14 protein-coding genes are annotated in these 14,494 nt (G+C 40.7%); 6 read left to right on the plus strand and 8 right to left on the minus strand.

The genetic code is table 11. From position 1 onward, the window contains the following. Positions 1–26: 26 nt before the first annotated feature. From tpiA to AC5JMF_RS04355, 3 genes are all read right to left on the minus strand, one after another. A complete protein-coding gene (gene tpiA / locus AC5JMF_RS04345; RefSeq protein WP_495794495.1) occupies positions 27–758 on the minus strand; it encodes a triose-phosphate isomerase in 732 nt (243 codons plus the stop codon). 428 nt (positions 759–1,186) lie between these two features. After that, positions 1,187–1,621: a type II toxin-antitoxin system VapC family toxin gene (locus AC5JMF_RS04350; RefSeq protein ID WP_495794496.1), complete on the minus strand. Its 435-nt coding sequence runs from the start codon at positions 1,619–1,621 to the stop codon at positions 1,187–1,189. After that, positions 1,618–1,845 carry a hypothetical protein gene (locus tag AC5JMF_RS04355; protein WP_495794497.1) on the minus strand — a complete coding sequence of 76 codons (228 nt, stop codon included), beginning with the start codon at positions 1,843–1,845 and terminating at the stop codon, positions 1,618–1,620. The genes AC5JMF_RS04350 and AC5JMF_RS04355 overlap by 4 nt, the downstream gene beginning before the upstream one ends. A gap of 365 nt (positions 1,846–2,210) precedes the next feature. On the opposite strand from AC5JMF_RS04355, the gene AC5JMF_RS04360 reads away from it, so the two are divergent. Further along, positions 2,211–3,692: a GTP-binding protein gene (locus AC5JMF_RS04360; protein WP_495794498.1), complete on the plus strand. Its 1,482-nt coding sequence runs from the start codon at positions 2,211–2,213 to the stop codon at positions 3,690–3,692. Between the two features lie 216 nt (positions 3,693–3,908). On the opposite strand, the gene AC5JMF_RS04365 is transcribed toward AC5JMF_RS04360, so the two are convergent. Next, positions 3,909–5,564 (minus strand): mechanosensitive ion channel, encoded by a 1,656-nt coding sequence (locus AC5JMF_RS04365; protein ID WP_495794499.1) that lies wholly within the window; start codon positions 5,562–5,564, stop codon positions 3,909–3,911. Positions 5,565–6,084: 520 nt separating this feature from the next. On the opposite strand from AC5JMF_RS04365, the gene AC5JMF_RS04370 reads away from it, so the two are divergent. Then, positions 6,085–6,531 (plus strand): SRPBCC family protein, encoded by a 447-nt coding sequence (locus tag AC5JMF_RS04370; RefSeq protein WP_495794500.1) that lies wholly within the window; start codon positions 6,085–6,087, stop codon positions 6,529–6,531. 59 nt (positions 6,532–6,590) lie between these two features. Here the strand turns inward: AC5JMF_RS04370 and AC5JMF_RS04375 are convergent, their stop codons facing one another. Together AC5JMF_RS04375 and AC5JMF_RS04380 are read right to left on the minus strand one after the other, a co-directional pair. Next, positions 6,591–7,415, minus strand: a complete 825-nt coding sequence (locus AC5JMF_RS04375; protein ID WP_495794501.1) for a SirB1 family protein — start codon at positions 7,413–7,415, stop codon at positions 6,591–6,593. A 242-nt stretch (positions 7,416–7,657) separates the two neighbouring features. Beyond that, complete coding sequence (locus tag AC5JMF_RS04380) at positions 7,658–7,831, minus strand: hypothetical protein (RefSeq protein WP_495794502.1); 174 nt, start codon at positions 7,829–7,831, stop codon at positions 7,658–7,660. A 449-nt stretch (positions 7,832–8,280) separates the two neighbouring features. Here AC5JMF_RS04380 and AC5JMF_RS04385 point away from each other — a divergent pair, with 449 nt between their 5' ends. From AC5JMF_RS04385 to atpC, 4 genes are all read left to right on the plus strand, one after another. Further along, positions 8,281–9,180, plus strand: a complete 900-nt coding sequence (locus AC5JMF_RS04385; RefSeq protein WP_495794503.1) for a choice-of-anchor L domain-containing protein — start codon at positions 8,281–8,283, stop codon at positions 9,178–9,180. A 264-nt stretch (positions 9,181–9,444) separates the two neighbouring features. Next, positions 9,445–9,582, plus strand: a complete 138-nt coding sequence (locus AC5JMF_RS04390) for a hypothetical protein (RefSeq protein ID WP_495794504.1) — start codon at positions 9,445–9,447, stop codon at positions 9,580–9,582. Between the two features lie 260 nt (positions 9,583–9,842). Next, positions 9,843–11,291: a F0F1 ATP synthase subunit beta gene (atpD, locus tag AC5JMF_RS04395; RefSeq protein ID WP_495794505.1), complete on the plus strand. Its 1,449-nt coding sequence runs from the start codon at positions 9,843–9,845 to the stop codon at positions 11,289–11,291. A gap of 185 nt (positions 11,292–11,476) precedes the next feature. Further along, the gene (gene atpC / locus AC5JMF_RS04400) at positions 11,477–11,890 is read left to right on the plus strand and encodes an ATP synthase F1 subunit epsilon (protein ID WP_495794506.1); all 414 of its coding nucleotides are present in this window, start codon (positions 11,477–11,479) and stop codon (positions 11,888–11,890) included. A 176-nt stretch (positions 11,891–12,066) separates the two neighbouring features. Here atpC and AC5JMF_RS04405 read toward each other — a convergent pair whose 3' ends face one another. Both AC5JMF_RS04405 and AC5JMF_RS04410 read right to left on the minus strand, forming a co-directional pair. Continuing rightward, positions 12,067–12,819 carry a peptidylprolyl isomerase gene (locus tag AC5JMF_RS04405; protein WP_495794507.1) on the minus strand — a complete coding sequence of 251 codons (753 nt, stop codon included), beginning with the start codon at positions 12,817–12,819 and terminating at the stop codon, positions 12,067–12,069. A 115-nt stretch (positions 12,820–12,934) separates the two neighbouring features. Then, a complete protein-coding gene (locus AC5JMF_RS04410) occupies positions 12,935–14,458 on the minus strand; it encodes a beta-barrel domain-containing protein (RefSeq protein ID WP_495794508.1) in 1,524 nt (507 codons plus the stop codon). Positions 14,459–14,494: the final 36 nt, after the last annotated feature.

Consider the following 14,494-nt stretch of genomic DNA (forward strand, 5'->3'; position numbering starts at 1 on the left):
CAATCACCAACACAAATTCTGACTTCTTACAATTCCTGATAATTTACAAGCCGAGCAAAACTCTCTGGTTCTAAACTTGCTCCTCCCACAAGAACACCATCAATTTCTGGTTGAGCCATAATCTCATCAATATTATTCGGTTTGACTGAACCACCATATTGAATTGATACATTGGGATTACCCAATTTGCTACGAATGAGGCCAATTACCCGGTTGGCCTCAGTTGCTTCACAAGTATCGCCAGTACCAATTGCCCAAATTGGTTCATAGGCAATTACTAGATTTTCCTGATCTATATCCACTAGGTCTTTATCCAATTGGTTAATAATCAGTGATTCAGTTTCCCCAGCGTCTCGTTGTTGCTTAGTTTCGCCAACACAGAGAATTGGCATCAAACCATGCCTTTGAGCAGCTCTCAAACGCAGATTAACGGTTGCATCCGTTTCGCCAAAGTATTGCCGTCGTTCGCTATGACCAACAATCACATAACGCACACCGATTTCGCTCAACATGGGGCCAGAAATTTCACCCGTGTAAGCTCCAAATTCTTCCCAATGAAGATTTTGCGCCCCTAACTGTACACGGCTACCATGCAAATACTTAGATAAAACGCTTAAGCCAGTGAAAGGAGGACATAACAACACTTCTCGCGTTTCGGGCGTTTCCTCCAAGTGAGGCAGAAATCCTTGTAAAAATTCCTTAGATTCTGCCTGGGTTTTGAACATTTTCCAGTTACCGGCAATAACAATTTTCCGCACAGTTGATTTCGTCAAGATTCTAACGCTATTAGATGCATTTTTTACTCTACTACTTTTTCGGACACTCCTCGTCTTTCAAGGCTGGAAGTAGTGCTGAGTATAGTCCTGTCAAGATGATATCGAAAAAAGTTCTTTTCGATATCAAAACTATTCTCCCCCTTTTTGTCCTCCCAGACCCACTTTAGCGCGATAAAACTTCCATTAGAAGTTCACAATCGCAATGTTGCTAAATATACTGCTAAAGTTTAATGCTCTTGTAACCTGGAAAATGAATATCTAGTTGAAACAAACTAAATTTGAAATGCTCGTTGCGTGAGCGTTTTGAATTTTGGATTGTATATTTGATTTCAGTTTAAAATCCAAATTAACTAATAATGATATTAGCATCTAACAAAACTTTCACAAGTTATGTTTACCCTGATCTCGCCTTAGACAACTTCAGTGCTATTAACAAACCAATTTTCAATCTTTAAATTATTAAAAAATTCAAAATCAGAAACATTATTAGTTACCAATATTAAATTACGACAGTAAGCAATACTCGCAATTTGACCATCTACAAAAGCAGGAGTTTTGCCAATTTTGGATAATCTAGCCCTTTGTTGAGCGTGCCATTGTGCCGCCTTTAAATCGTAATCAAAGACTGGTAAATTTAATACCGATTCATGAATATAATTCCAAAGAGACTCTCGCAGCTTAGATTCTGGCAACCGCAAACAGCCATGTAAAAGTTCATGAATAACAACACTAGAAACAGCAACTTCTGATTTATGAATATCTAGTTTGTGCAAAACGTTGACATTAGGAATAGAACGTGTTGGCTCTGAGAAAATATTGGTATCCAGTAAGTATTTTAAGCTCATAGATCAATTTCTCTTCCCATACTGCGATCTCGTAAGTCAGCGAAGTCATCATCAGTAAAGATAATCCCCTCGCTTTGGATTACGCTTCTAAATTTTTGTAATCCCTCCCAAAAATTATCCCCTCTAGATTCCTCCTTTTTTTTACGGAGAAACTCAAACAAATAGTCCCGTTCTTCTGTGGGTAAACTTTCAATAGAATTAATAATTTCTTGTAAATTCATCATAGAACCTCCTAATCAAGTAAACCCTACCTTTGCTAACTCTATTTTAATCTCTAAATCTAAAGTCTCAGCTTCTTACATCTGTGCCGCCAAATACGTAGCCTGTGCCTTAAATAATCGCTTCTGGGAAGCTAATGTGATGGTCATAAATTTGACTTGCAAATAACGGCTTACTTAAAAATCTCCTTTTTCCTTTTGCATTAAGGCTTTAATTCCCTTTCACGCAGCATAGCAACAATTTCTCCTAATCTGCTTTCAGGATGCCAAATGATAATATCTGGTATGTCGCACTGACCATACTCTTTTACCAATGCAGGTTAAAAATCATTACGATAAAAGACGGGGTGAATTTAAAATTTCAAATTGATATGACTTCTACATTACCCATGCCCGATTCTCATCATAGCGATTCGACCGACGCTGAGATTAATTCTCACAATTGGGAGGATGAACTCGATAGTGCCATTTTTAGCTTTGAGGATATTCAAACGGAACTCAACTATAAACAAGCACAAACAGCGCTACGAAATTTGGTTGCTAATCTCGACCTCACCCCCCAGGAAAAAGACGGTTTGGAGGCAGAAATTGGTGATTTGGAAACCATGCTGGAGAAATTAGACTACATGGTCGTACAAATCGCTGCTTTTGGCATGGTGGGACGTGGCAAGTCTTCTCTACTCAATGCTTTGGTGGGGCAAACAGTATTTGAAACAGGCCCCTTGCATGGTGTTACCCGTGCTGCACAACGCGTTAATTGGACTATCACTGAGGAAGCAGTAGGAGAAACACAACGCGCATTAAGAGTTACTTTACCTGCGATCGGTCAATCTCAGGTAGAGTTGATTGACACTCCTGGGTTAGATGAAGTAGATGGGGAGACTCGTGCTGCATTAGCTGAACAAATAGCAAAACAGGCAGATTTAATTTTGTTTGTGATTGCTGGCGACATGATGCAGATAGAACAAGTTGCCCTTTCTCAACTGCGAGAAGCTGGTAAACCAATCATTTTAGTGTTTAACAAAACAGACCAGTATCCAGAAGCAGATCGCATGGCAATCTATCATAAAATCCGGGATGAAAGAGTGCGGCAATTACTCTCACCTCTAGAGATTGTCATGGCGGCAGCATCACCATTGGTGAAGACGGCAATTTATCGTCCTGATGGTAGTCGAGGCGTGCAATTGCGTACAGGTACTGCTCAAATCGAAGAATTGAAGCTGAAAATTTTAGAGATTTTGCACCGTGAGGGTAAAGCCTTGGTTGCCCTCAATACTATGCTGTATGCTGACAACTTAAATGAGCAGTTGGTGCAGCGAAAACTGATGATTCGAGAACAGAACGCGAATCAGTTAATTTGGAAAGCTGTGATTACCAAGGCAGTTGCGATCGCTCTCAACCCTATCACTGTGGTAGATATACTGAGCAGTATTGTCATTGATATTACTCTTATTTTGGGCTTATCTAAACTTTATGGCATCTCCATGACTGAAGCCGGTGCGGTGCAGTTACTACAAAAAATCGCTTTGAGTATGGGTGGTATTGGTGTAAGTGAATTGTTAGCCAACTTAGGCTTGAGTGGATTGAAAACTTTACTTGGTATCTCTGCATCAGCTACAGCTGGCGTAGCTATAGGCCCCTACATATCGGTGGCAATAACTCAGGCAGGTGTCGCGGGTGTGTCTTCCTATGGCATCGGACAAGTTACCAAAGTTTATCTAGCTAATGGTGCAACTTGGGGCCCCGATGGCCCGAAAGCCGTAATTAATCGTATTTTATCAACCCTTGATGAAGCCTCAATTCTCAACCGCATCAAAGATGAATTGCAACAGAAACTCAAAGTAAAAAGTTGAATCAAGGGTGGGGATGCGGGGACGAGGGGACGAGGGGACGCGGGGATGCGGGGATGCGGGGACGAGGGGACGCGGGGACGCGGGGATGCAGAGAGTAATCAATTTTCCATTCCCAATTCCCCATTCCCCAGCATGAAATTATCTCTAATCACCGATGAATCATTTGTGTGAAACCAGATCCCCGACTCTCAAATTAAGTCGGGAATCTATCGACTTTTAGCTTCTACCTTTAAAAGAGTCTAACCAATTTTGAACTTGCTCACGGGCAATATCGCGACCGCCTAGACCAAAAGCCAAAGCAATAGCAACAGCGATCGCACCTAGCAAAAGTCCAAAGGCTAAATTCACAATATCACTGGCAACACCAATCTGTTGTAGTGCCATTGCTGAGACTAGGGCAATAATAGCAATCCGCGCCACTTGACCCAAAATTCGCGCCTGGCGATCGCCAGAACTGGTAATCAGGTTGAAAGCCAAATTTGCCAAGAATAAACCAATAGCAAAGATGATTAATCCAGCCAGAATCCGCCCTAAAATTACTAAAATTCCGGTGACTAATGTTGTTAAGGCGGGAATATTCAAAATATTCACCGCTGCAACCGCAGCAAACAGTAATATGCCAACTAAGACGACAATACCAGCAAATTCCGATGGAGTGCGGGTTGGCTGCGCCGGCGCTGCTGGTTCTGCGGGAATCACAATCCGTCTGGTTGGTGTAGGCAAACCTAAGACAGAGAAAATATTGTTAAAACCCAGACTAGTCAGAATACTCGTTACCAAATCGGCAACAAACCGACCCAAGAAATAGGCAACAATTAAAATCGCTGCTGCCGTAAAGATTGCTGGCAGAGCGTTGAGTATCTGCTGTAACATGCTGATTGCAGGTACAGATATAGCCTCAATTCTTAAAGCATTGAGGGCTGCGATCGCCACAGGAATCAAAATCAGAATATAGACAATTGTGCCGATAATATTCGACAGAGGTTGTACTCCCGTCGAGGAAGAGAGTCCAAATCGGCTGCCTAAGTGATCTATGCCAGTTGTGGCTAGCAAGTTAGTGACAATCCGCCGCACTACATTAGCTAAAAACCAGCCAACAGTGCCAATTAGCAGCGCCGCGAGAATATTGGGCAGAATTGAGAGAATTTGTGTAATTAAAGCTTGTACTGGTTGTAGTGCCTGTTTTAGATCCAGAGCATCTAAAATTGGAATCAGAAATAATAAGAAAATGAACCAGTACAGAGCATTACTAATCGTCTCACTCAAAGATAACTGTTGCTCAAGGCTGATGGGATCTTGTAGCGATTGTTGATTTAAACGCTCATCTAGCCTGAATGCTTGTAATATCCGCATCGTTCCCAGCTTGACAATAGTCGCTAATACCCAAGCAACCCCAAAAAGAATCCCCGCAGCAACTAACTTTGGCAAAAAGCCAACAAGTTGTTCAAGAAAAGTATTTAGCGGTCGAGAAGCTATCTCTAGCTGTAATGTTTGTAAAACAGCTACCGCAGTAAACAAGATAATGCTCCAAAAGACCAAGCTGGAGAGTAATTTCTCCACTTGGGGAAGACCCTCACGACCCGTTACTCCAGCGGCAATTCGGTTATCTATGTTCGTGCGATTCAGGATTCCCTGCGCCACAGCTGCGGCGATCGCTGCAATCAACCAACCAACCAATAAAATTGCCGCAGCCCCAAGCAACCGGGGTGTAAACAGAATCAACTGCTGAAAAATTCCTTGCACATCAGTGATCCCTTGGTTCACTGCTTGCTGCGTTGGTTGCAAACTTGGCGATTGTGCCAAAAGTTGTTGCGTCCTCATCGACAAACTAAGCCCTATGACCTGGGTCATTTCTTGCCAAGTTGTATTCATAGTTTTTTAGGAAAGAAGGTGAATAATTCATCGCCCACACTTAAAATGCTTTTAGAGTGGATTTCTGGGAAAAATCTCTCATCTCCGTAAGTTTACTAGTATTTTGTCCATCAACTTACTAGTAAAAACATATATGGCACTCATATCAAGAGTAATTTTTGACTTTGTTACACAGTGAGGCCTTTTAACGGTTAAGGAGTAACGCACAAACGCAATTTGAAAACCCAATCCCTAATCCCCACTTCCTTGTCATGCAACATAGGTTGAAACCTCAACCTTTTGGGCAACCTAGTTTTCCCTGTTCCCTGTTAGAGTTTCCTTTCATTCAGACTTAGGCTGATTACATCTAAACAAGTTGATGAATACTTCCTGCAAGCGACAGATGAAAAACGATGTGAACGACTATTAAGATATGTTTCCGTTTTGCAATTCTGTAATATTTGTAGTATGTATGTAATATACTGGTAGCGTTGACATTTTGCGCTACTCTAAATTGCAGCAACACCACAAAGGGCGTGGAATGTCCCAAATTTTCGAGCAATCAATTCAAATCAATACCACAGCTGCGGTAGTGGAACGCTGTATTACTGACTTAGCAATCATGCATCGCTGGCTGAATCCCGTCTTACGCTGCGAACCAGTAGGTGAAGCATGGAGTACAGATGTAGGTAGTCAAAGTCGTTTTATAATTCAAATTCCTCTACTTCAACCCACTTTAAATAGCGTCGTTACAGAACGGCAACCAGGTTTAATAGTATGGAAATTCCAGGGATTTTTTCAAGGAAGCGATCGCTGGGAATGTCAACCGCTTGAAAAGGGAACGCGCCTACTCAACCGCTTTGAGTTTGAGATTCCCAACCCTTTAATAAGTTGGGGTTTCAATACCTTCGCTGCATCTTGGACACAACAAGACATGCAAGCCCAACTACGCCGCCTCAAACGAGTCGCAGAAGAATTTAGTCAATAGTTTAGTTGTGGGGGATTGGGGAATTGTCATTTGTCATTAGGTTATTCTCCTCATCCCCCTCATCCCTTCTTGCCCAATTTGGTAATTAACTGCTGAATCACCAATGCATCCTCGGCGTCAGGAACTTTGGCTAAGTAATTTTGCAAGTCTTCTACTGCTTGAGGATAGTAACCGAGTTGATAATAAATCAGACCGCGATCGCGCAATTCTAAGGTCATACTAGGAAACAGCAACAAAATTCGTTCCACTGCTGCTAAGGTTTTTTCTAAGTTTTGCTGTTTTAAGTAAATATACTTAAGATTTGTGAGCATCCTTGCTAAAAATTGCCGATGACTCACCACTGCTAAAAATTCTGGTTGTAGCGTCACTGGTTGTTGATAAAACCTAGACAGCCTCTGTTGACAATCTTCCGCAAATATTATCTCACCACGATTGAAAGTATCAACAAAAATCTCCATATCTGGAAGATTTGGACGGATTAGGAAATGTCCTGGCATTCCCACACCTACCATTGGAAAATCAATTCGTCGCGCAATCTCTAAATAAACTAGCGCCAAAGTAATAGGAATTCCCGTTCGGCGGTCAACCACATCATTGAGAAAGCTATTACGAGGATCGTAGTAGTTAACTTTATTGCCTGCAAATCCCAAATCATCGTAAAGATACTGATTTAAGCTTTGAATTATTCGCAGAGGATACCGTGAAGTGGGTAAGCGTTCTTGAACTTCAAACGCCATTGTAGCGAGAGCATTGAGGTATTCTTCTGGATCAAGATTGGGATATTCTTCCTGTGCGATGTATAAAGCTGCCTTTGCTAGGTCAATATGCTCGTCAGTTTGCTGAATTTCCTGGTAAAAATATTGTCGTGCTGACGAGAAGTTCATAATCAATGGCTCAGGGGAGATATAAGGTTAAAAAGGTCAAATGACATCCGTTTTTTGTAATACCAATTCTGCAACTTCACAAAAAAACGGTATAACTATCTCTATTTTAGAGATATTAAGAAGATTTGAAAATGTAATTTTTACAGAGAACTTCAGAAATTTTAAATTCAGTGGAATCTAGCTTTACTGTAAGCAGCTAAATAAATACCTACTTTGACCCTTTGTAAATTCAAAATTAACAACTAAAAACTAAAAAATCCAAATTTAGCATGGGTTTCAAAGTTTGCATTTGTTGCATTCTTTTTCAAATTAGTATTAGTTTCCCCTGTTCCCGATTCCCTTTCACCAAAGATCATGACAGCTTTTTTACTTTCGGTGTTCTGAGGTGCGATCGCTACACAGTTTCTAATTAACACACAATTCTATTTATAAACCTATTTTAAAGCAGTAGTCTAATTTTACAAAGTTTTATCTAAGTAACTAATCGATAATTCTGATTTACAGTGCTATTTATCTAAGTTCTGGCTGTAATACTATCAAATTTAAAATGTAATTCTTGTGTGAATCTACGTAAAAACTCTCGCCACAAAATAATTTTTCTAGTATTCTACGTAATATAGACAAGTGAGGAAATCACGGACAAACACCTCACTAGTTAATTAAAGGCAAAAGCGAGATTAAACATCTAAATGTTCTCCAGTATTTCTCTGTAACGTCTGACAAAAAATCGCTAGCTTTTTCGATAACCAAAGGCTAAATACTTGCATATAAATTTTCAGGCACGATGCTTATCTCTGCCGTAATTCTTTGTATGCATATGTAAACATATCAATCGTTAAAATTCACTTTTCCAGGAAAAAATATCATGCAATCCTTGACTAATTTATTAAAGTATAGTGCCGTTTCTTTATTCGGTTTAGGATTAGTAACTGCACCTGCTCACGCTGTTAACATCACTAACACTAGCGACGCGAATGTTTTAGTTAATAGTATTTTGGGTTCAGGCATTACAGTGTCAAATGCTACTTATAATGGCGCTCCTATTGCATCTGGCACATTTACAGGTGGTATTGCTTCAGGAATTGGCATCGAAAATGGAATTATTTTAACTTCTGGTGATGCTAACTTGGCACCAGGGCCAAATAATCAAGATGGTGCAACAGGTAATAACGGCTTACCTGGTGATGCTGATTTGGACGGCTTGATTCCTGGATTTAATACTTTCGATGCCAGTGTTCTTGAATTTGATTTTGTTTCGGATACAGGCAATCTCTTTTTTAACTACGTCTTTGCGTCAGAAGAGTACAACGAATATGTCAATAGTAGTTTTAATGATGTATTTGGCTTCTTCTTAGATGGTAACAATATTGCGTTAATTCCTGGAACTACTACACCAGTTTCAATTAATAATGTCAATGGTGGTAATCCTTTGGGCACTAACGCTAAAAATTCTGAGTTCTACAATAACAACGATGCATCCGATGGTGGGCCATTTTTCAATATTCAATATGATGGTTTCACCAAGGTATTTACTGCCAAAGTAGAAGGATTGAGCGTCGGTAAGCATAAAATTAAGCTGGCGATCGCTGATGCCGGAGATAGCATTCTAGACTCAGCTGTATTTATTCAAGGTGGTACATTCTCTAGCGAACCACCAAAAGATGTCCCCGAACCTGCTTCTATGTTGGGTGTATTAGCATTCGGTGCTTTTGGCGCTACCTCAGCAATGAAGCGTAAACAGCAACAAAAAGCAGCTAAAGCTTAAAAATTCTTAGGAACAAGGATTTTTCTCCCAATCCTACTACGTAAAAATTCTCAAACTGGATAGTTGCCGGTCAGGCGATCGCTTGACACGGCAATTTTATTTTTCAGTCTTCCGTTACATAAGACCTATTCACAACTGTTCATAAGTAGACAAATCTGCTCATGATCTAGTTTGATGCTTACTTCCTCATTCATCCTGGTAGTGTCGGCACTCACCAGTCCAGAGGCGAAAACGGTCTAACTGACCGCTATATGTGTCGAAGTTATGGAGAAACTTCTAGGTGAGGCGCTGCTAACAATCCTCTGTCTATGGAACTTGCACTTCGCCTGTGGCACGTTTATCAAACGCCAGTCTAAGCTGGAAGGGTTATCCTCTGACGGCACGGTTGTTAACCGTTACTAATGCTAATATTCTAACATATTTTCTCCAATACCTACTCAAAATTGACTAGTTATGAACACAGATGTCTAGGAATTATGTTACAGTTTCCAACCCTAGCCCCTCTAAAAAACCAGTGTTGCAGCCCAAACAGCCAAACTTCTTTTTAAGGAATTACTAAGGGAGTTGTGTCCCCTTACGATGCTACAGTGAGAGATGACATTGCTTAATCTTATGTCGTCTACGACCCAATCTGAAATATAGCTTCAATCATTAGGCTCAGCATGGTCACAACCGCAGAAAAAACAAACATTGGTTACATTACCCAAATCATTGGTCCAGTTGTAGACGTTAAGTTTCCCGGCGGGAAATTGCCTCAAATCTACAACGCTCTGACCATCAAAGGCACCAACGAAGCTGGACAAGAAATCAAACTTACCGTTGAAGTGCAGCAACTGCTGGGCGACAACCAAGTACGGGCTGTTGCAATGAGCACCACCGATGGCTTAGTACGTGGTCTGGAAGTTGTCGATACTGGCGCTCCCATTAGCGTACCAGTTGGTAAAGCTACCTTGGGTCGCATTTTCAACGTACTGGGCGAACCCGTGGATAACAGGGGCCCTGTAAATGCTGAGGCGACTTTGCCTATTCACCGCGCTGCTCCCAAATTTACTGAACTGGAAACTAAACCTTCCGTGTTTGAGACTGGGATTAAAGTTGTTGACCTCCTGACTCCCTATCGACGCGGCGGTAAGATTGGTCTATTTGGCGGTGCAGGTGTCGGTAAAACCGTGATCATGATGGAGTTGATTAACAACATCGCTACTCAGCACGGTGGAGTATCCGTTTTTGCTGGAGTGGGTGAACGCACCCGCGAAGGTAATGACCTCTACAACGAAATGATTGAATCCGGGGTGATCAATAAAGACAACCTCAACGAATCAAAGATTGCTCTAGTCTACGGTCAGATGAACGAACCACCCGGCGCGAGAATGCGGGTTGGTTTGTCAGGTTTGACAGTAGCAGAGTACTTCCGCGATGTGAACAAACAGGACGTGCTACTGTTTATTGACAACATCTTCCGGTTCGTACAAGCAGGTTCGGAAGTATCAGCGCTGCTAGGTCGGATGCCTTCTGCGGTGGGATATCAGCCTACACTGGGAACTGATGTCGGTGAACTGCAAGAGCGGATTACCTCAACTACAGAAGGTTCAATTACCTCGATTCAAGCAGTTTACGTACCAGCAGACGACCTCACCGACCCCGCACCTGCAACCACTTTCGCCCACTTAGACGGAACCACAGTACTGTCTCGTGGTTTAGCAGCTAAGGGAATTTACCCAGCTGTAGATCCCCTTGGTTCAACTTCTACCATGCTCCAGCCCAGCATTGTCGGCGACGAACACTACAATACTGCTCGTGCGGTGCAATCAACTCTACAACGTTATAAAGAACTCCAAGATATCATCGCCATTCTTGGTCTTGATGAACTATCTGAAGAAGATCGTCTCATCGTGGCACGGGCACGGAAAGTCGAGCGCTTCTTATCTCAGCCGTTCTTTGTAGCAGAAGTATTTACCGGTTCTCCTGGTAAGTATGTGAAGTTGGAAGACACCATCAAAGGATTCCAGAAAATTCTCTCTGGTGAATTGGATGATCTGCCAGAGCAAGCTTTCTATTTAGTAGGCGATATTAACGAAGCGATCGCCAAAGCTGAAAAAATCAAGGGTTAGTCATTAGTCATTAGTCATTGGTCATTAGTGAAGCGCTAATGACCAATGGCAAATTGCAAAAGACAAAGCGCAAAGTCTGAGCTGAGGTTTCCTCCATACACCGAAGGGGTTGCCGCAGCGAAAAGTCTGGGCGGTGGCTTCCGCCAATCAGAACTTTGTAAGAGAAGACATAGGACAAAAGACAAATGACACTAACCGTTCGTGTAATTTCCCCAGACAAAACCGTCTGGGATGCCGCAGCTGAAGAATTAGTTTTACCCAGCACTACAGGTCAACTGGGCATTCTCACTGGACACGCACCACTTTTAACCGCTTTGGATATAGGTGTGATGCGAGTACGCGCTAACAAAAATCAAGCTTGGCAAGCGATCGCCCTTTTGGGTGGCTTTGCTGAAGTCGAAGAAAACGAAGTGACAATTCTGGTAAATGGCGCTGAACGTGGCGATGCCATCAATCTTGAAGAAGCTCGTGCTGCTTATAGCCAAGCAGAAACACGTCTGAGTCAAGTGACACCAGATGACCGTCAAGCACAAATCCAGGCAACCCAAGCCTTTAAACGTGCCCGCGCTCGCTTTCAAGCCGCTGGTGGTTTAATTTAGAATTAATTTTAACTTTACATGTAAATAGGGTGAGCTTGTTTGCTCATCCTATTTACTAGTAACTAATACTAACTATCTCTAAACTTGCATTTTATAACCTACATTCCGCAGATATTAAACGTCAGCCCTAGCGATCAGTTTTCAAGCGAACACTATATAACTGGACACAGTATCACTTATCTAAAACTATCTGAATCAAACTTTTTCACCAATTCAACTTGCTCAATTTTTTGCTTAATCCAAGCATCAAACAAATCAGTAATAATTTGTTGACGCAGTATATTATCCAGTTGTGGTTGAACAATCTCCTCAACAAAAATTAGGTGTATTCCCTTTGAGGTGACAATTGGTTTCAAAAGTTGAGGTGGTGTAGCTGAAAAAACAGCAGCAGAAAGCTCTGGTTTTAAATCCTTGCGGCGTAATGTTCCTAAATATCCGCCTTTTCGGCGTAATTCAGTATCTTCAATATATTTGTGAGCAACATCATAAAAACTCATCTCTCCTTCTTGAACAGCATAGAAAAGTTCTAATGCTAGATCTTCATCGTCTAGTACAACTTCGTACATGACTACGCCAGCATACTCTAGTTGATGTTCAAAGAAGTAAGGCTCTATTTTATCTACAAATAGATTTTGGCTTAACTTGCCAAAAAGGACACTAGTGTAGACCATTTCTTCAAAATTATCTATGGACAGACCATGTTTTTCTAGCCATACCCAAGTATCTTCAGCACTGTTGAGTTTGTTCACTAATCGAAAAATATCTGCTGCTTCTTGTAATTCTTCTGTTTCCACATTGATGCCAGCTTCCTTAGCAGCATTTGTCACTATCTGATGTGTAACAATTTGTTCAATTATTTCCGGTATTTTACAAGATAGCTTGATTTGCTGAAGAATATCTGTATTGGTAATAGTAATAGCTTGTGACATGATGTTTTCAATTAGTTCGATACAATTAACAGGGCGCACAAAGATTTTTATTTTTCTTTAAAGAAAAATATCTGAAAATGAGTAACTCTAAAAATGCATAATTACAACGAAATACTTATAATTTTACTCCTCCTTGTTGCAACTGCTTGAATGGATCAAGTAGAAAATCAATAATTCGGCGCTGCCGCACAATTACTTCTGCTGTTGCTGTATCTCCTGGACGTAAAGGAATACACTTATTATTTGAGACAACACAACTCTGTTTTAGAGAAATATCTAGGTTATAAGCTGCCACTTTTCCAGATGGTGTATCTATTTCTGTAGTGGTAGGAGAAATTTTAATTAATTCTCCTGAGATTACCCCGTGGTCTTGAAACGGATAAGCATCAAACTTGAGCTTTACTGGTAATCCTGTTCGCAAAGAACCACTTTCAGTAGTTGCCATTTGTGCCCGAACTATTAAAGGTGAACTAGATGATGCAATCTCTGCAACCAGAGTCCCTGGTTGTACAACTGCTCCAGGTTTTTGTATTGGTAATTGAAATAATGTACCGCTTGCAGTAGCTCTAATTTGTCGCTGTCCCAACTGAAATTTTAATGATTGAATCTGTCTCTGGCTTTGAGAAATTTCTGACTTGAGTGAAGTAATTTCTGTTTCTAAATTCTTTTGTTGTTCTTCAATTTTCAGTGCAGCTAGCTTACCAGTACGAGTCAAAGTTTGATAACTTCTTTCTTGTTCTTTAAGTCGTAATTCTGCCTGCTTAATATCCGCATTGTTTTGGCGAATAGTTTGCTCATAAATACTTTGTTGTTCTGCTAAACGTAACTTAGATTGTCGAATATCTGACTTTGCTTGTTCATATAATTTTAGTCTTTCTTGTGCCGCATCTTCCTTATCAACAACATTAATTTCTGCCGCAATACCTTCTTTAAAAGCTTTTTGATAACGTTCTAATTCTCGCTGAGCGATCGCTAAACTCACCTCAGCTAATTTCTTAGCATTTAGACTCTGCTCAAAAGTTTGCTTAGCTTGATTAACCTGAGCTAATTTTTCTTCTTTACGTAAATTATAAGAACTCACAATAGCTTGTAAATTTTGATTAGCTTGGTCAATTTGTGCTTGCTTTTCTAACTGTTGGGACTGATTTTGTTGCTGTTGAGTTGATAAAGAAACAAATAGCTGATTTTTAGCTGCATTTAATTGCGTAAATCGATTTAATTGCCCCTCTAATTTATCTTGTGTTTGCCGTAATTCTGTTTTTACTAATTCCGATTCTAATACTAATAAAGTTTGCCCAGTTTTTACTGTATCACCTTCTTTGACTCGTATTTCGGCAACTGTGCCAGCAACAGCTGCATCAAGCTTAATTGTTTTATCCCCTGGCTCAGTTCTGCCTCTAGCTGTGCCAGTCTCATCTACTTTGGAGAGTATTGCCCAAGGTAAAATTATACACACAAATGTTACTAAAAAATATAATATTCCTCTTGTCCAAACTCGAGGTAAGCTATCAAGTGTTTCTTTAGTAATATCAGACCAACCATCATTTTTCGTATTTGAGATTGATGAAGTGGCAATCTCTGAATAAGATGTTTCTTCTGGTAATGTATCGCTGATTCGTCCATTCAATATATCTGGCATAACTTTTCCTAATATCCATGTTGAACTTCGGTTGAG

The sequence above is a fragment of the Desmonostoc vinosum genome (genome assembly GCF_059505385.1).